This window comes from Planococcus sp. TJ-302, from assembly GCF_058268455.1.
Genome location: NZ_JBZDOI010000001.1, coordinates 1,719,256 through 1,735,643 on the forward strand (window position 1 = coordinate 1,719,256; position 16,388 = coordinate 1,735,643).

The following is a 16,388-nucleotide window of genomic DNA, read 5'->3' on the forward strand; positions in this document are numbered from 1 at the left end:
GTCTTGTAAGAACATTTAACCACTCCAAAGAATTAAACTGTTAATCTTTACGTATCTATTCCACAAAACTTTCGACCTTTCGGCGGATGAGCGTTAAATCGTTGCGCACTTCTCCTTCTCAAGGGTTTCGCAATTTTGCTTTTTGTTTTCACAACAGGCAATCAACTCCGCTTTCTTCCTCTGATTCGGGTTTATCCAAATCCAAAATAGCAAATTCATTAAAAATCGAAAACGATCCATTTTTCGCCTTAATAAAAAAAAAGCCCCATTTGGGCTTTTTCACACGCATTCATTTTTCTGCGCCAAGGACCAGCTCGTAGACTTTTTTTGGCCTTCCGCGTTTACCTTGGTTCAAATCTTCTTTAAGGCTGCGAATCAGCCCCATCTGTTCCAGTTCGCTTAATATCCTCCTTGAATTGCGGTCTGTGTTTTTCAAAAGCGATGACATCATTTCACTGCTGAAATACGGGATATTTTTCAATTTTACGTATTGATAAACTTTCATCGGGATATTTTCACGGTAGCCATGTGTTTTCAGAACAGCTTCCCAGTAGACCGGAAGCTTCAAATTCGGCAAAATATTCGCATTGTCCGTATCAAGAGCACCGGTGTTGATTCCTTCTTCATCAACGTATATGATTTTTTCGCTGTTTTCTTCATTGGCGTATTCAAAAGCCCGTTGGACATGTTGTTCAGCGTCATGGATCGTGTATCCCGAGCCGATTCCAATATGGAAATCCAAAGCGGTCCGCATAGTGATTTCATTCACCAATTTTGAAAACGGGCGCTCAGCTATCAATAATTCGTAATCCCCTTGGGTGGCATAAATGAAATGCACACCGCCGCCACGGTTTATCAAAGACCCATTCAATTTCCTCGCAATTTGCAGCAGTTCAAGCTCCAGTTCAAGCTCTTTCTGCTTTTCGGCAAAGTCATAGACCGTCTTTTTGCAAGCTCGCCCGCCTTCGACCAATTGAAAACCGATAATGACCACTTTCTGCTTCTCATAGACATGGCTTTGAGCGCGTGAAACGAGCAGATCCAACACTGTTTTGATCGCTAATTTTGAAGGCACCACTCTATAGCATGGGATCCCCAGCTTCCTCAATGCCAAATACACTTTCAATAGGCAGGTCAATACCACTTCCGCTTTTCCAGCCTGGTAATTTTGGAAATGAAAATTAATAATTTCGTCGTAGTCTTTGTATCCCTGATATGACAACAATTCGAAGTTTATTTTATTCAAATGGTATTCAGAGAAAAGCGATTTGACTATGTCCTCATCTACCGTATCCAGACTCATATGTGAAACAAAACGGCCATGCTCCTGCATCACTTGCAGGCAGGTGCCGAGCAGTGCCATGCCGTGGAGAGGAGGATAAGACGCCTCCTCCTCCGTTATCAAGCCTTTTTCCAGGCAATAATAATACGGCGTCTGCCCTGAAAAGATCCATTGCGTTACTTCAAAGCGATGTTTGGAAAGGATCCCCGGCAATTGCTCAGAACCGAAATACTCGAACTCAACCAATTCAATCCTCGAATCCAGTTGGGCGACTTCCCTTATGATTTGCAGAGAGTCTGGAGGACCGATTGCCCCAATTCGGACTTTCATGATGTGCACCTTCTTACTTAACTTTTTTAACGTGCGGCAATACATTTGTATCTTCGTTCACTAGCGGATAATGGCAAGCAACAAAATGAGCCGGCAAGATTTCCCGGTATTCGGGCATTTCTATTTCGCATTTTGCTTGGGCATAAGGGCATCGCGGGTGGAACGGACACCCCGATGGCGGATTGCTCGGGCTTGGAATTTCCCCTTTGATCAATTGATGCTCTTTGCGCAGCCGCGGATCTGGAATCGGAACAGAATCCAGCAAAGCATGTGTATATGGGTGCAGGGGGTGTTCGAATAATTCATCCCGGCCCGCCAGCTCCACCATTTTCCCTAAATACATGACGCCAATGCGGTCGCTAATATGGCGCACCGCCGGCAAACCATGTGCTATAAAAATATAAGTCAAATCCATTTCCTTTTGCAACTTTTTAAGCAGATTGAGGATTTGCGCCTGGATGGAAACATCCAACGCAGACACGGCTTCATCGCAGACAATCACTTTCGGCTTTAATGCCAATGCCCGTGCTATTCCTATCCGCTGCCGTTGCCCGCCGCTGAATTCATGGGGATATAGTTTCATCTGATGTTCCCGCAAACCAACGAGCTTCAACAATTCACTTACTTGTTTCTTCAATTCTTTGCCTGAAGCCAAGCCGTGGACCAGCAAAGGCTCCCCGACCAGTTCTTCAACTGTCATCCTTGGATTCAAGGATGAATAGGGATCTTGAAAAATCACTTGCAGGTCGCGCCTGGCCTTGCGAAGTTCCTCTTTCGTCATGCCTGCGATATCCTGATCCTGAAAATAGATATGGCCTTCTGTTGCATCAAGCAGCCCCAGCATCAAGGAACCGGTCGTCGATTTCCCGCATCCTGATTCCCCTACAATACCCAATGTTTCGCCTTTGTATACTTTAAAGTTCAAGCCATCCACAGCTCTGACAATGGTTTTCGTTTTTTTGATAAAACCTTTAGACATATCAAAATGTTTTTTAAGGTTTTTCACTTCCATAATAACCTGATCTTCGACGGCGTTCATATGATTCCCCCTCCCCTAAACTTTTATGCATCGCTTCGCGTGTTTTTCTGAAACGTATTCTAATGGGGGATGGATTTTCGTGCATTCGATATCCCCTATCGGACAGCGCGGGAAAAATTTACAGCCTGGCGGCATATCAGCAGGGTTCGGCACTGTTCCTTCTATAGAATACAATTCATCCACCACATCATGGATTTTCGGAATGGATGCCATCAATCCTTTTGTGTATGGATGGAGCGGATTTTCAAAAAGCTCGTAGATCGGTGCTTCTTCCACCACTTCTCCCGCGTACATCACGATGACGCGATCTGCAAGTTCAGCCACCACTCCCAGGTCGTGCGTGATGATCATGATGCTGGTATTCGATTTCTCTTTCAAATTGCGTAACAATGTCAGAATCTGTGCTTGAATGGTGACGTCGAGCGCGGTAGTCGGTTCATCCGCAATCAGCAGCTTCGGATTTCCAGACAACGCCATCGCAATCATAACGCGCTGGCGCATCCCCCCTGAAAGCTGATGGGGAAACCTACCCATCACTTTTTCAGCATCCGGGATGCCAACTGTCTCAAGCATTTCCACGCCTTTTTTCTGCGCCTGTTCTTTCGACATCTGGTAATGCAATATCAAGGTTTCCCTCAATTGATAACCGATTGTAAAAACAGGATTCAATGCTGTCATCGGCTCTTGAAAAATCATGGCAATTTCTTTTCCGCGCAATTCCCTGTATTGTTTTTTGCTTAAATTCCTCAAATCCTTGCCCTCGAAGCTGACCTTGCCTTCATAAATTTCCCCATTTGCAGGAAGGATACCCATTAAAGCAAGTGAAGTCACACTTTTCCCGCTACCGGACTCTCCCACAATAGCCAAAGTTTCACCTTTTTCAACATCAAAAGTGACTCCATTCACAGTAGAGACATAGCCGTCTTCCGTTTTAAAGCGGACTTTTAAATTTTCTACTTTTAAAAGGCTGTTATTCAAAACCAAGCCACCTTCTTCCATTAATCTTTGATTTTCGGATCCAATACGTCTCTCAGCCAGTCTCCAAGGAAAATGACTCCCAGTACTGTTACGGTGATGGCGATCCCCGGGAAAGTGGCTACCCACCAGCTGGTCGCAATATATTCACGGCCATCGCTCAACATCAGCCCCCATGAAACATCCGGCGGCTGGATGCCCAGGCCAAGGAAACTCAAACTGGCTTCCAGTATGATTGTCGTGGCCACGTTGAGTGTGGCGATTACGATAAACGAGGAAAGGACATTCGGTAAAATGTATTTCATGATAATTCGAAAATCTTTGGCGCCAATTGCTTTTGCGGAACGCACATAATCTCGTTCTTTAATGCTGAGCGTTTCACTTCGCACCATGCGCGCATAGACAACCCATGAAGTGCCTCCAAGCACCAGTATTAAAGTGATGAGGCTTGGCCCCATGACTGCAAGAATGATTAGCATGAATAATATGTTCGGGATTGCCAGCAGCGAATCGACTGTACGCATGATGATGAAATCCCATACTTTGCCGTAGTAGCCAGCGATTAATCCGAGCGCCATGCCGATGGCACCTGCCAGCAAAACGGCGCTGATTCCGATTAATAACGATATGCGGGATCCGTAAATGATGCGGCTCAATATGTCGCGCCCCAGATTATCCGTGCCCAACAAGAATTCCGTATTGCCTCCTTCAAGCCAAAACGGAGGAAGCAGACGGTTTATCACATCCGTCTTAGCTGGATCATTGTCTGTCAATAATGGCGCTAAAATGGCCATAAGCAACACACCCACCACAATAATCAGTCCGACCATTCCCGTTTTGCTGTGCAGCAGCCTTTTCCCAAGCCTCTTCAAGGAGGACTGGGGTTTGACTTTCCCTTCATTTGCAATTGGTTCTGTTATTCCCGTCAATGCCCTGACCTCCTTTAATCATATTTAATGCGTGGATCCAGCGTGCGGTACACTAAATCCGCAATCAAATTGCTTAAAATAACAAAAATGGCGATGATGAAAGTGGCAGCCTGTACTACAGCCATATCTCTCAAGTTCACTGACTGGACCAGCAATTGGCCAAGCCCTGGCCATGCAAATACCGTTTCCGTGATTAGCGTGCCGCCAATCAACGTAGACGTTTGCAAAGCCATGATTGTCACCACAGGAATCAGTGCATTCCGGAAAGCGTGCTTATTGACAACAATCGCTTCGCCTAATCCTTTACTTCGGGCCGTACGGATAAAATCCTGCCCTAAAATTTCCAGCATGCTCGAACGGATCAGGCGGGTCATCTCTGCAGCAATACCCGTCCCGAGCGTCAACGCCGGCAAAACCAGATGGCCTAATGTCCCTCTCCCGGAAACCGGAAAGAACTGGAAAGTTACAGATAAAATTAGAATCAACATGATGCCAAGCCAGAAACTAGGCATCGCTTTGCCCAATACTGCGCTGCCCGTAATGAAAAGGTCGAAAAAGCTGTTCCGTTTAACAGCAGACAGGATTCCGAGCGGAACCGAAATGACAATGGCGACAATCATCGACGCAATAGCCAGTTCAATCGTCGCCGGCAGCCTTTCAAGAATAAGATTCAGCGCATCGGTATTGTACCGGAACGAATCACCGAAATCGCCAGTTACCAAATCTCCCAAATAATTAAGGTACTGCACAGGCAGCGGGTCGTTGAATCCCATCGCTTCCCGCAAGGAATCCCGTTCTGCATCACTTGCTGTTTCAGGCAGCATCAGCGACACCGGGTCTCCTGTGACACGCACCAGCAAAAAGACGATTAGCGTAATCAGCAATAGCACAGGAATCGTTTTAACTAGACTTTTCAAAAAATACTTCATGCCAAACCTCCCCGATTGAAAAAAAGGGGGCATGCCCCCCTTCTTTTACTTCAATGTAATTGAATCCACATAGAACATTTCGTTCAAACGCGGTTCGAAATTCAGACGGTCGTTGATGCCAGTAATAGCATCCAATTGGAACATATAGATTTGAGGGCGATCTTCCGCAATCAATTCTTGAGCTTTCTGATACTGCTGCGCTCTTTCTTCAGCGTTCATATTCTGTTCCGCTGCCAACAGCAGATCGTTCACTTCCGGGTTATTGTAATCCGATTCACCTGCAGCTTCTTCCGTTGTTAAACGGTCAAGCGCAAGCGACGCATCAAACATCGAGTTGCCGTAGCCGATGTAGAACATTTCACCGAATCCTTTTTCCTGGTACTTCTGGTTGAATGCACTCCATTCCATCAATTCCAAGTTTACAGTGATGCCAACTTCAGAAAGCATCGCCGTAACCAATTCGACTGTTTCTTTATCTTTCAAATACCGTCCGTTTGGTGCGCTAAGCGCAAGCTCAAAGCCATCCGCATGCCCTGCTTCTTCAAGCAATTGTTTTGCTTTTTCTGGATCATAGAGTGTTTGGCCGTATAGGTCTTCGTTGGCGCCAATGTTCCCTGGTGTTACACGGGTGCGCGTAACTGTTCCTGCGCCTTCAAGCAATGAATCCACAATCGCTTGCTTATCAATTGCCAAATCGATGGCTTCACGGACTTTCGGATCTCCTGTTACGCTGCCTTCATCTGTGCGCAGCGTAAACATCATAACGCGCTGCGTAGGCGATTGGACAACCGATACGCCGTCTGTGCTGTTAATGCGTTCAACGTCTGTCGGCGGGATGTTTACAGCAACGTCCACTCCCCCTGTCAGCAATTCAGAAACACGAGTGGAATCTTCAGGAATGCTGCGGAATACGACTTCATCCCATTTCGGTGCTTCTCCGAAATATTCCGTATTAGCTTCCAGCGTCAAGCGGTCGTCTTTCTTCCATTCTTTGAATTTATAAGGTCCTGTACCCACTGGTTGCTCCAAGAACACTTCCCAGCCTTCCGTTTCGATATAGTCTTTCGGAAGGATCGCTGAACCCAGGCGGGACAGTCTGTTCAATAATGCAGGTTCCGGATTTTTTGTGATGATTTCAAATTCGTAGTCTCCGACAACTTTCACTTCCTCGATCTGGTTGTAGTTTCCATGCTCCAGCAACGTATCGTCTTTTGCAATTCTTTCAAGCGTGTATTTCACGTCATCCGCCGTCAAGTCTTCCCCATTGTGGAATTTAACGCCTTCTTTCAATTTAAAAGACCAGGTTTTGTCATCAACGTTTTCCCAGCTTTCAGCCAAGTCAGGTTTGAACCCTTCTTCTCCTTCATTCGTCAAAAGATAATTGAACATATTAACGTGTACAGCTTCTGTCGATGTCGTATTATGGTCGTGGATATCAAAAGACACAACATCTGTACCGTTAGCAATTACCAAGGTTTTGCTGTCACTTTGCTCAACAGGCTCTTCGCCTTCCGACCCCCCGCTTTCTTCTCCGCCTGAACATCCGGCCAACACAACTGCCAAACTCAGCATTAATCCCCAAAGACTTTTCTTCATACATTTTCCCCCTCAGATTGTTTTAAATAATTGCTTGCCAATAAACTCAATACGGATATGCCATAAAGAAACGATTGCTCGTCAACGTCAAACCGGCTATTATGGTTCGGATAAGCCGTATCTTCGCCATTTTCTGTTCCCAGACGGAAAAATACGGAAGGCACTTCTTGTGAAAAATAAGCGAAATCTTCGCCCCCCATTGATGGAGCGGATATTTTCAATGCCCCTTCCCCATACAATTCGCCAATCGTGTCTTGAAGCAGCCCGCGCATTTCGGCGTCTATTTTTATAGACGGTGTAACAAATTGATAGTCCAGTTCGCAGTCCCCGCCAAAACTTCGAGCTATGCCTTTCGAAATTGTTTCGATGCGTTCCGACATCAACTGCCGCGTCTCTGGCTTTAGCGTCCGCACTGTGCCTTTCACCAGGACCGAGTTCGGAATAATTGTTGCCTTGCTGCCCGCTTCTATCTGTCCGAAACTCAGCACTACCGAATCCAACGGATCTGTCTGCCTGCTGACAATTTGCTGGAGCGAAACCAAAATTTGCGCTGAAATCATAATCGGGTCTACAGTTTGATGAGGATGGGCGGCATGCCCTCCTTTCCCAGTCACTTTAAGTTCAAAAATGTCGACAGCAGCGCAGCTATACTCCGCTGTAGTAACTGAAAATTCACCTGTTTTCAGCGTCGGGTGGACATGCAGGCCGGCCATGGCGTCTACTTTGGGGTTGGCCAATACGCCATCTTCAATCATCGCCGCGGCACCTTCACCTATTTCTTCGGCCGGTTGGAAAATCACCTTAAGTGAACCGCCCGGCAATCCTTTCTCAGCAAACAGCTTTGCCACACCCAGCAGAATCGCGGTATGCGCGTCATGCCCGCAAGTGTGGGCAGCGCCGGCGTTTTGGCTCCGGTATTCCTTGGGAATTTCATCTTCCATAGGCAGGGCGTCCATATCTGCCCGGAGGCCAAGGACTGGCCCAGGCCTGCCGCTTTCCAATAAACCCACAACACCAGTTTTCCCAACATTCTTCTGAACTTTGTAGCCCCATCTTTCCAATAAATCCGCTACAATACCTGCCGTTCTTTTTTCTTGGAAAGACAATTCCGGGTGTGCATGCAAATCTCGGCGGATTGCCGTAATTTCATTCAATAAGGAAAAAATTGAGCTATGCCATTCTGGATGCGTTTTTTTCAACTCTTCGAATCCACGGTTTTCTCCGGCGATCACAGCCATTATCGAACACCTCCTTCAGATGTCTCAAATTGTCGGCTGAATTCGAAAACCAGCGCTGCAATCATCTTGATGCCATCGATGTAATCTTCGACATTAATATTTTCATTTGGTGCATGGTTATTGGACTGGAAATTGCCGACTCCGAAAGAAGCTGAGGGAATTCCAAGGGCCTGGCATAGTTCGTACATCGGGCCAGTCCCAGGTGTATTCGGGATGATATTCGGCTTTTTATCGCTGTATTTTTCCGCAACCGCAATCATCGCTCCTGCAATCGCTTCATCCGGGTGGCTTCTTGCGGCCTTTTCAGAGCTTGTAACCTGGATCGTGATATCTTCGAACCCTTGGGCATCCAAATGCGCTCTCAACTGCCGAAGAATCTTTTCTGGATCTTGTCCAGGCACCAGGCGGAAGTCCAGTTTAGCCATAGCTTCCGAAGGCAAGACCGTTTTTGTCCCTTCACCTGTATAACCGGAGGAAATTCCACAGATATTGCAAGTCGGTTCAAAAATATGCTTGCGCTTTAAATCGGTTCCTTCCAAATTCAGCACGAATTTGTCGATCTCCAGTTTTTTCAAGATTTCTTCTTCCTCCAGCCGGTACTGCGAAAGCAACTGGTCTTCAAGTGCTGTGACTGGCTCGATATCGTCGTAAAATCCCGGTATCATTATTTTTTCATTGGCATCTTTCAGTGTATTGAGCGCCCACACCAATTTCCATACCGGACTTTCAATAATGGCAGCCTGGGCAGAATGCAGATCTGTATTCGCGCCTTTCGAGCGAAGTTCGACATACAACATGCCTTTCACTCCAAGGCTGACTTGCACAGCGCCATCCGCGTCGCGGTAGCCAAATTCCCAGACACATCCGTCAGACTTGATCTTGTCGGCATATTCCTTAGCGAACTCAGGCAAGTTGAGGCTGCCGATTTCTTCCTCCCCTTCAAAAATGAATTTGATATTCACCGGCAGCTCTTCTCCGCATTGTTGAATGGCATGCAATGCCGCAAGGCGGGCAATGAGGTTGCCCTTATTATCGGCAACTCCTCGGGCAAAAATTTTTCCATTTCGGATATTTGGTTCAAAAGCAGGTGTTTCCCACAGCTCAACCGGATCTTCTGGCTGCACATCGTAATGATTGTAGAAACTCAAGGTTTTATCGGATTCCCCTTTTATTTCTGCAAATACCACTGGAAATCCAGAAGTCTCTAACTTTTCCGGCTTCAGCGAAAAAGCTGTTTCAAACAAATCGTCTAAGTAGTCGACAGCTTCTTCCATTCCACGATTTTGAGCGGCTACACTCGGGATCTCGCAAAAATCGGTCAGCCACTTTATGTACATCTCCCGATTCCTTTCAATAAACTCTTCGATATTTTGCACTCTTTTACCAGCCCCTTTTAATTAAGGAAAGTTTCCTTAATGTTTTTTATCACTTTACTAGTTTTTTATATAGCCTGTCAACGAAATTTTTAGTTTTTTCGAAATTAATTGATTTATCTTTCTATTTATGTTTAGGTATAAATATAATGAAATAAGGAAAGGAAATGATAAAATGAGCGTGTTTTATGAATATTTAGAAGAACACAAAGGGGAAATTAAAGAACAGCTTCTCAAATTAGTGAAAGCAGAGTCTCCCAGCCACCGCAAAAATGAGGTAGATAAATGCGGAGTTATTTTAAAGGAAATATTCCAAAATAATTTAAAAGGCGATTGGCAGCTTCAAGAATTTGAACAACCAACTGCAGGAAATCATTTGCTGTTTTCATTGGAGGAAGATTCAAACAAGCCCCGTTTCTTATTCTTGAGCCATTTTGATACAGTTTGGGAAGTCGGTGCGCTGCCGGTAGTTGAAAAAGGCGAAGATATTTATGGCCCAGGAATATTCGATATGAAGGCCGGCCTCCTTTCTTCTATCTGGGCCATCCGCTCCTTACAGCAGGAGTATACTGAATTGCCGTTCTCACCGGTCTTCCTCTTCACCACCGATGAAGAAGTCGGAAGCACGACTTCAAGGAAGTTGATCGAAGAAGTTGCCCAAACTTGCGACGCCGTTTTCGTGATGGAGCCGCCGGTGTCAGGCACTTTCGCTTTGAAAACAGAACGGAAGGGCGTGGGACGCTATACGTTAAGCGTGAAAGGTGTCAGTGCACATGCCGGAAATCACCACGAAGACGGAGTCAGCGCCATCCATGAACTATCGCAGCAGATCATTAAGCTTGAACAGCTGACAAATTATGAGCAAGGCACCACTGTCAATGTCGGCGTGATCCGAGGCGGCACCAGCAGCAACGTTGTGTCTGCAGCGGCAGAAGCGGAGATAGATTTCAGGGTGACAAGCCATGGTGAAGCGGACAAAATCATTAAAGTCCTGGAAAGCTTAAGTCCTTTCAATAATGCAGCGGAATTGGCGATTTCCGGCGAGCTGAATCGCCCTCCTATGGAAAAAAGCGGAAAAAGTGAACGTTTGTACCAGAAGGCCCTAGTGGCAGGCAAGCGTTTAGGGATTGAGCTGCAGGAAGCGAAAGCAGGAGGCGGCAGCGACGGCAACTTCACGGCTGCACTAGGAATTCCGACACTCGACGGCTTGGGCATCCCCGGCGATGGGCCACATGCTATTCATGAGCATATCCATTTTGACCGTTTCAGTGAGCGTTCTGCGCTGATCGCCGAATTATGCCTGGAACTCAGCGATCTCTAATGTCGCACCATAACACGAAAAAAAAACCATTCCACGGAGGAATGGTTTTTTCTATTGAGAAACGTTTTTACAGCACTTGCCTCTCGTTTTATTAAAAGAATTTTACGGTATGAGCAATACCTTACCAACGCTTTTGCGGCTTTCAATAAGAGCATGCGCTTTCGCTGCCGCTGCCAGTGGGTAGCGTTTTGAGATGACGATATTCAATGATCCTTCAAGCATGAGCTTGGTGATTTCCTGTGCGGCTTCATGCAGAAATTCCGGACGCTGCTTGCGGTAGGTGCCCGTGCTATAGCCGATGACAGAGCGGCAGCTTGAATGGAGTTCTGTCGTTTTGACGCGTCCTGGCATCGAGCCTTCATTGGCATGTCCAAAAGAGACAATCCTGCCGAAAGGCGCCAAGCAATTCATGCTTTTCTCGAAGTTTTCACCGCCCACTGTATCCAGAATAACATCTGCTCCCTTGCCGTCTGTCATGTCGTTAACGATAGCCGCAAAATCCTGCGTCCGGTAATTGATCGCGTGATCGGCGCCGAATTCTTTCGCCATTGCCGTCTTTTCGCTGCTGCCTGCTGTACCGATAATTTTGCCAGCCCCGAAAATCCGGGCCAGTTGGATGGCCGTCGAGCCGATGCCGCCAGCAGCCGCGTGGATGAGAATGGTTTCACCCGGTTCAAGCCTCGCCATTTTCCGGATGACATTATAGGCGGTGATGCCGACCGTCAACGAAGCGGCGGCCGTTTCAATCGGCAATTCGTCCGGCACCGCAAACGTTAAGGCTTCATCCGTTTTGACGTATTCCGCATATGACCCCTCTTTCGGAAACGCCATGACGCGGTCCCCTTTACGGAAACGCGTAACACTGCTTCCAGTTTCTACAATGACTCCGGCACAGTCAAGGCCAGGAGTAAAAGAAGCTCCAGCCTCGACTCCGTGATATTGCCCCTGGCGCGCCTTGATATCCGCAAAATTGACGCTTATGGCCTCGACCTTGATTAACACTTGATCGCTTGCGATTTCCGGCATTGGCGCATCCTCCAATTTCAGGACGGACGGCCCTCCCAACTCATGAACCACTATCGCTTTCATGTCAAAACCCCTTTCTGTTTAAATTAACAGTGTCTTTGCGGTTTCTTCAAGCCAACATCTTTAATAGATAAGATGCGTAGATCTCTTCGATTTTTTCATTGCTGTATTCCCCTTCTGGAGAATGCCATACTTGGACCCAATTGGTCGCACCCAGTATAATCATGCGCGCCATTTTTTTCTGCTCAATCGAGAACTCGCCTTTACTCACGCCTTCGTCGATGATCCTGTCGAAAACCTCCGCATATTTCGCACGCTTTTCGACAATTACATCCAAATGCTCCTTTGAGAATATCTGTTCAGGTTTTACAATTAAGTTGAAAATCTCTTTTTCCCGAATGGCGACTTCCAAATGAAATTTGATCGCTTTCTCCATCTTCTGCGCTGAAGAAATTTCCTGCGAAATAATCTCTTCCATCTTCTCCATAGCGTCAGACAAAATCAAATCATGGCAGCGATAAAGCAATTCTTCTTTGTTTTTAAAGTAATAATAGAGGGATCCTTTTGTCATTAGCAATTCCGCTGCAATATCTTCCATCGTGGCATTATGGTAACCTTTGCGTGAAATGACTAAACTAGCTGAACGAAGGATATCCTCTTTCTTTTTAGCGGCTTTCCGTTCACGTAAGCTCATTCCATTCACCTCATCTACTCATTTTCAAAGGAATTCCTCTGATAAGCCGACTGTTATCACTGCTTCACAGATGCTCTTTCTTTCAGCTGTTCACGCAATTCGAGCCTTCCGATATCACGCAGATGGACTTGGTCTGGTCCGTCCACCAAACGAAGCGTCCGCGCATAAGCATAATGTGCAGCCAGCGGGAAATCTTCCGTAAGCCCCGCGCCGCCGAAGACTTGAATTGCCCGGTCGATGACATTCAAAGAAACACGGGGAGCTGCAATTTTAATCATCGCAATCTCTTTGCGTGCTGCCTTTGCGCCTTCTGTGTCGATCTTATGAGCCGCATGCAAAGTCAGCAGACGCGCCATTTCAATTTCAATGCGGCTTTCGGCAATAATTTCTTTGATGACGTCCTTTTCAACTAAAGTGGAACCGAACGCTTCTCTGCTTTCAGCGCGTTTGCACAATAATTCAAGTGCTCGCTCCGCTGCTCCGATTGCCCTCATGCAATGGTGAATGCGGCCTGGCCCTAATCGGCCTTGCGCAATTTCAAATCCGCGCCCTTCTCCTAAAAGCATATTGCCGACCGGCACCCGAACATTAGTGTAATGCACTTCCGCATGCCCTTGAGGAGCATCATCGTAGCCAAACACAGTCAACGGCCGTTTGATTTCGACTCCTGGTGCATCAAAGGGCACCAAAATCATGGATTGCTGTTGATGCTTTGCCGCAGTTGGATCAGTTTTCCCCATGACGATGGCAATTTTGCAGCGCGGATCCATAGCGCCGGTCGTCCACCATTTTTTCGCGTTGATGACATACTCATCGCCATCGCGGACAATGCTGCTTTGGATATTTGTTGCATCCGACGACGCCACGTCCGGTTCTGTCATCGAGAAACAAGAGCGGATTTCGCCTCGCAGCAAAGGCTCAAGCCATTGCTTTTTTTGTTCTTCCGTGCCGTATTTCACGAACACTTCCATATTGCCGGTGTCCGGCGCGTTGCAATTGAAAATCTCGGGAGCAATCAGCGAACGGCCCATGATTTCACAAAGATGCGAATAATCATAATTGGACAGGCCCGCTCCGTAATCGGGATCGTCCAAAAACAAATTCCATAACCCCTGCTCTTTGGCTTTAGCCTTCAGCTCTTCGATAATAGGCGGGATCGTCCAGCGGTCTTCCGCTTCTTTCAGGTATTTCTCCACCGTCGATTCATTGGGATAAACATGTTCGTCCATAAACTGCAGTAAACTCATCTCCAGTTCTTGGGCTTTCGGCGACAATTCTTTAAGCATTCGTTTTTCCTCCAATATTTTTCAAGGTATTTTTGAGTGGAAAACCTATCATTCAGGCTATGAAAAAATTAATTAATTTGAATACTTATTCAAATTTAGTATAAAGGTTAACTTTTCGAATAACAAATCAATTGCCGAATCATTTTAAATATTCCATCAAATACGAAATTATTCTTTTAGTTGCTTAAAAGTACAAATATAAAAGACCGGCTCGCCTATGGGCGAACCGATCCTTATATCTTTCTGTCATTCATTAGCCCAAATCTACGTTATGGTACACCTGCTGGACGTCTTCCAAATCTTCGATGGCATCAATCATTTTTTCAAATTGCGCTTGCGCATCTTCCGGCAGTTCCAACTCGTTCTGCGCGAGCATCGTCAATTCAGCTACTGTGAATTCCGTAATGCCCGCGTTTTTGAATGCCTGCTGGACAACATGGAATTGGTCCGGCTCGGCGTAGACGATGACCGAATCTTCTTCTTCCATGATATCGCGTACGTCGATATCTGCTTCCATCAGCAATTCCAATACGTCGTCAGCCGTTTTGCCTTCAATTCCGAAGACTGCAGTATGGTCGAACATATACGACACAGATCCACTGACGCCCATATTGCCGCCGTTCTTACCGAACGCTGCACGCACGTCAGATGCTGTACGATTGACGTTGTTTGTCAACGTGTCGACGATTACCATTGAACCGCTCGGTCCGAATCCTTCGTAGCGCAGTTCGTCGAAGCTTTCTTCTGACCCACCTTTTGCCTTGTCGACTGCCCGGTCAATGATTACTCTTGGCACGCTATAAGTCTTCGCGCGTTCAAGTACGACTTTCAATGCTTGGTTCGATTCCGGATCCGGCTCTCCTTGCTTTGCAGCTACATAGATTTCACGGCCGAATTTTGCGTAGATGCGGCTTGTGTTCGCGTCTTTTGATGCTTTTTTCTCTTTGATGTTATTCCACTTGCGTCCCATTGTGTTTCCCACTTTCTTTCAACTTTGAATGTGAAGAACGTTCACTATCCTCCATTATATAATAAATCCACGGGTTTTTCAGAATTGCTGAGCTGAAAATATGCAAAAAAAAAGAGCATAGCTTTTTTCAGCTGTGCTCATTTGCCAGGAATCTTCCGGTTTCAAGCAGGGAGTCCTGCCAACCTACTGTTGATACGGCGGTTTTTGGTAAAAGTAATTCGGCTTCACCACATCGTTTTTATAAGGTTTGTGGAAAATATGTGTTGTTGCCGGAGACATCGGCGGTATCAGCCACGCCCAGTTTCCGGTGACGTCGCGCTCCGCCGCCTCTTCTTTTTTCTCAAAACTTTTGAATTGCTTGGCAGCGGTGTGATGGTCGACGATCGTCACACCTGCCTGTTGGAACGATTCAAGGACAGCGATGTTCAATTCGACAAGCGCTTTGTCTTTCCACAAAGAACGATTCGAGCCCGTATCCAATCCCATCACTTCTGCCACTTTCGGCAGCAGATCGTAGCGGTCCTCGTCCGCCAGGTTGCGTGCTCCAATTTCCGTTCCCATATACCAGCCATTAAATGGCGCAAGTGTATAATGGATGCCGCCGATTTCGAGCTTCATTTCTGAAATGATCGGCACCGCATACCATTTTACGCCCAGTTCTTTGAACGATGGCCAGTCAGGATGCTCAAGCTCCACTTCAAGCACTGATTCTTTCGGCAGTTCGAAAAAGCGCGGTTCTTCATGTGCTGTTTCAATGACGATTGGCAGCACGTCGTAAGGTGTACCCGCTCCTCGCCAACCCAGCTTTTCACATTGCTTTGTAAATTCAAGCGACGACGAGTCACCGATAATTTCTCCGTTTTGTTCATAGCCCGCATAGCGGATCAATTGGTGATTCCAAATTCGTGCTTTGTCCAATCCGTTTTGCTGCGGCGTAAAAATGGTGATGGCCGGCCGGATCTTCCCGCTGTTTGCGGCAAATTCGATGTGCCCCAGCAGCGCTTGAAAAATATCTTCCGCAGATTCCCTCCCACGCTCGTCAAACACAGTCAATGTGTTCCAGAACAACCGGCCTATACAGCGGTTATTATTGCGCCATGCCATCCGCGCGCCGTGCTCCAGCTCTTCGAATGTATGGGTGTAGCTTCCTTTATCATCTATTTCCTTTTTCACTTCATTGATGCGGCTGATCATTTCCGATTCGGTCTTTCCTAATTCATAGCAGTATCTGGATAAAAAATCCATGGCTTCCACAAGCAAATCATTGGGCGTCCCAATAGCGTTCAAGATTATCACTCCTCGTCAACATTCTATCACCGCCCCTCCCTATTTTCCTGCTGGAAATGCACCGCTGCTGGGTTTTTTGTGACGAATACAGTACACTTGAACAAAGTGAAACT

Annotated in this window: 14 protein-coding genes; 1 reads left to right on the forward strand and 13 read right to left on the reverse strand. The window is 46.6% G+C overall.

The window, feature by feature from the left end; genetic code table 11:
• Positions 1 to 289: 289 nt before the first annotated feature.
• From AC4EHB_RS08410 to AC4EHB_RS08445, 8 genes are read right to left on the reverse strand one after another with little or no spacing between them, the layout of a single operon-like run.
• A complete protein-coding gene (locus AC4EHB_RS08410; protein ID WP_490975120.1) occupies positions 290 to 1,612 on the reverse strand; it encodes a hypothetical protein in 1,323 nt (440 codons plus the stop codon).
• A 13-nt stretch (positions 1,613 to 1,625) separates the two neighbouring features.
• Positions 1,626 to 2,651 (reverse strand): ABC transporter ATP-binding protein, encoded by a 1,026-nt coding sequence (locus AC4EHB_RS08415; protein WP_490975121.1) that lies wholly within the window; start codon positions 2,649 to 2,651, stop codon positions 1,626 to 1,628.
• Positions 2,652 to 2,666: 15 nt separating this feature from the next.
• Positions 2,667 to 3,629: an ABC transporter ATP-binding protein gene (locus AC4EHB_RS08420; protein ID WP_490975122.1), complete on the reverse strand. Its 963-nt coding sequence runs from the start codon at positions 3,627 to 3,629 to the stop codon at positions 2,667 to 2,669.
• A 20-nt stretch (positions 3,630 to 3,649) separates the two neighbouring features.
• A complete protein-coding gene (locus AC4EHB_RS08425) occupies positions 3,650 to 4,546 on the reverse strand; it encodes an ABC transporter permease (protein WP_490981503.1) in 897 nt (298 codons plus the stop codon).
• A gap of 23 nt (positions 4,547 to 4,569) precedes the next feature.
• On the reverse strand, positions 4,570 to 5,484 hold the full coding sequence (locus AC4EHB_RS08430) for an ABC transporter permease (RefSeq protein WP_490981186.1): 915 nt from the start codon (positions 5,482 to 5,484) through the stop codon (positions 4,570 to 4,572).
• Positions 5,485 to 5,529: 45 nt separating this feature from the next.
• Positions 5,530 to 7,080 carry an ABC transporter substrate-binding protein gene (locus AC4EHB_RS08435; RefSeq protein WP_490975124.1) on the reverse strand — a complete coding sequence of 517 codons (1,551 nt, stop codon included), beginning with the start codon at positions 7,078 to 7,080 and terminating at the stop codon, positions 5,530 to 5,532.
• A complete protein-coding gene (locus tag AC4EHB_RS08440; protein ID WP_490981187.1) occupies positions 7,077 to 8,318 on the reverse strand; it encodes a M20 metallopeptidase family protein in 1,242 nt (413 codons plus the stop codon). The genes AC4EHB_RS08435 and AC4EHB_RS08440 overlap by 4 nt, the downstream gene beginning before the upstream one ends.
• A complete protein-coding gene (locus tag AC4EHB_RS08445; protein ID WP_490981188.1) occupies positions 8,318 to 9,694 on the reverse strand; it encodes a M20/M25/M40 family metallo-hydrolase in 1,377 nt (458 codons plus the stop codon). The genes AC4EHB_RS08440 and AC4EHB_RS08445 overlap by 1 nt, the downstream gene beginning before the upstream one ends.
• 172 nt (positions 9,695 to 9,866) lie before the next feature.
• On the opposite strand from AC4EHB_RS08445, the gene AC4EHB_RS08450 reads away from it, so the two are divergent.
• Complete coding sequence (locus AC4EHB_RS08450) at positions 9,867 to 11,012, forward strand: M20 family metallopeptidase (protein WP_490981189.1); 1,146 nt, start codon at positions 9,867 to 9,869, stop codon at positions 11,010 to 11,012.
• A 102-nt stretch (positions 11,013 to 11,114) separates the two neighbouring features.
• Here AC4EHB_RS08450 and AC4EHB_RS08455 read toward each other — a convergent pair whose 3' ends face one another.
• The 5 genes from AC4EHB_RS08455 to AC4EHB_RS08475 form a co-directional block, all read right to left on the reverse strand.
• On the reverse strand, positions 11,115 to 12,101 hold the full coding sequence (locus AC4EHB_RS08455; RefSeq protein WP_490981190.1) for a quinone oxidoreductase family protein: 987 nt from the start codon (positions 12,099 to 12,101) through the stop codon (positions 11,115 to 11,117).
• Between the two features lie 46 nt (positions 12,102 to 12,147).
• Positions 12,148 to 12,732: a TetR/AcrR family transcriptional regulator gene (locus tag AC4EHB_RS08460; protein WP_490981191.1), complete on the reverse strand. Its 585-nt coding sequence runs from the start codon at positions 12,730 to 12,732 to the stop codon at positions 12,148 to 12,150.
• A 56-nt stretch (positions 12,733 to 12,788) separates the two neighbouring features.
• Positions 12,789 to 14,018, reverse strand: coding sequence for an acyl-CoA dehydrogenase family protein (locus AC4EHB_RS08465; RefSeq protein WP_490981192.1), 1,230 nt, complete (start codon positions 14,016 to 14,018; stop codon positions 12,789 to 12,791).
• Between the two features lie 253 nt (positions 14,019 to 14,271).
• On the reverse strand, positions 14,272 to 14,988 hold the full coding sequence (locus tag AC4EHB_RS08470; RefSeq protein WP_490975131.1) for a YebC/PmpR family DNA-binding transcriptional regulator: 717 nt from the start codon (positions 14,986 to 14,988) through the stop codon (positions 14,272 to 14,274).
• A gap of 183 nt (positions 14,989 to 15,171) precedes the next feature.
• The gene (locus AC4EHB_RS08475) at positions 15,172 to 16,266 is read right to left on the reverse strand and encodes a nitric oxide synthase oxygenase (RefSeq protein WP_490981504.1); all 1,095 of its coding nucleotides are present in this window, start codon (positions 16,264 to 16,266) and stop codon (positions 15,172 to 15,174) included.
• Between the last annotated feature and the right edge of the window lie 122 nt (positions 16,267 to 16,388).

What these genes read in the sequence shown, in the direction of transcription:
- AC4EHB_RS08410 (WP_490975120.1), bottom strand. Translation starts at nt 1,612, where the DNA reads ATGAAAGTCCGAATTGGGGCAATCGGTCCTCCAGACTCTCTGCAAATC.
- AC4EHB_RS08415 (WP_490975121.1), bottom strand. Translation starts at nt 2,651, where the DNA reads ATGAACGCCGTCGAAGATCAGGTTATTATGGAAGTGAAAAACCTTAAA.
- AC4EHB_RS08430 (WP_490981186.1), bottom strand. Translation starts at nt 5,484, where the DNA reads ATGAAGTATTTTTTGAAAAGTCTAGTTAAAACGATTCCTGTGCTATTG.
- AC4EHB_RS08435 (WP_490975124.1), bottom strand. Translation starts at nt 7,080, where the DNA reads ATGAAGAAAAGTCTTTGGGGATTAATGCTGAGTTTGGCAGTTGTGTTG.
- AC4EHB_RS08440 (WP_490981187.1), bottom strand. Translation starts at nt 8,318, where the DNA reads ATGGCTGTGATCGCCGGAGAAAACCGTGGATTCGAAGAGTTGAAAAAA.
- AC4EHB_RS08450 (WP_490981189.1), top strand. Translation starts at nt 9,867, where the DNA reads ATGAGCGTGTTTTATGAATATTTAGAAGAACACAAAGGGGAAATTAAA.
- AC4EHB_RS08455 (WP_490981190.1), bottom strand. Translation starts at nt 12,101, where the DNA reads ATGAAAGCGATAGTGGTTCATGAGTTGGGAGGGCCGTCCGTCCTGAAA.
- AC4EHB_RS08460 (WP_490981191.1), bottom strand. Translation starts at nt 12,732, where the DNA reads ATGAGCTTACGTGAACGGAAAGCCGCTAAAAAGAAAGAGGATATCCTT.
- AC4EHB_RS08465 (WP_490981192.1), bottom strand. Translation starts at nt 14,018, where the DNA reads ATGCTTAAAGAATTGTCGCCGAAAGCCCAAGAACTGGAGATGAGTTTA.
- AC4EHB_RS08470 (WP_490975131.1), bottom strand. Translation starts at nt 14,988, where the DNA reads ATGGGACGCAAGTGGAATAACATCAAAGAGAAAAAAGCATCAAAAGAC.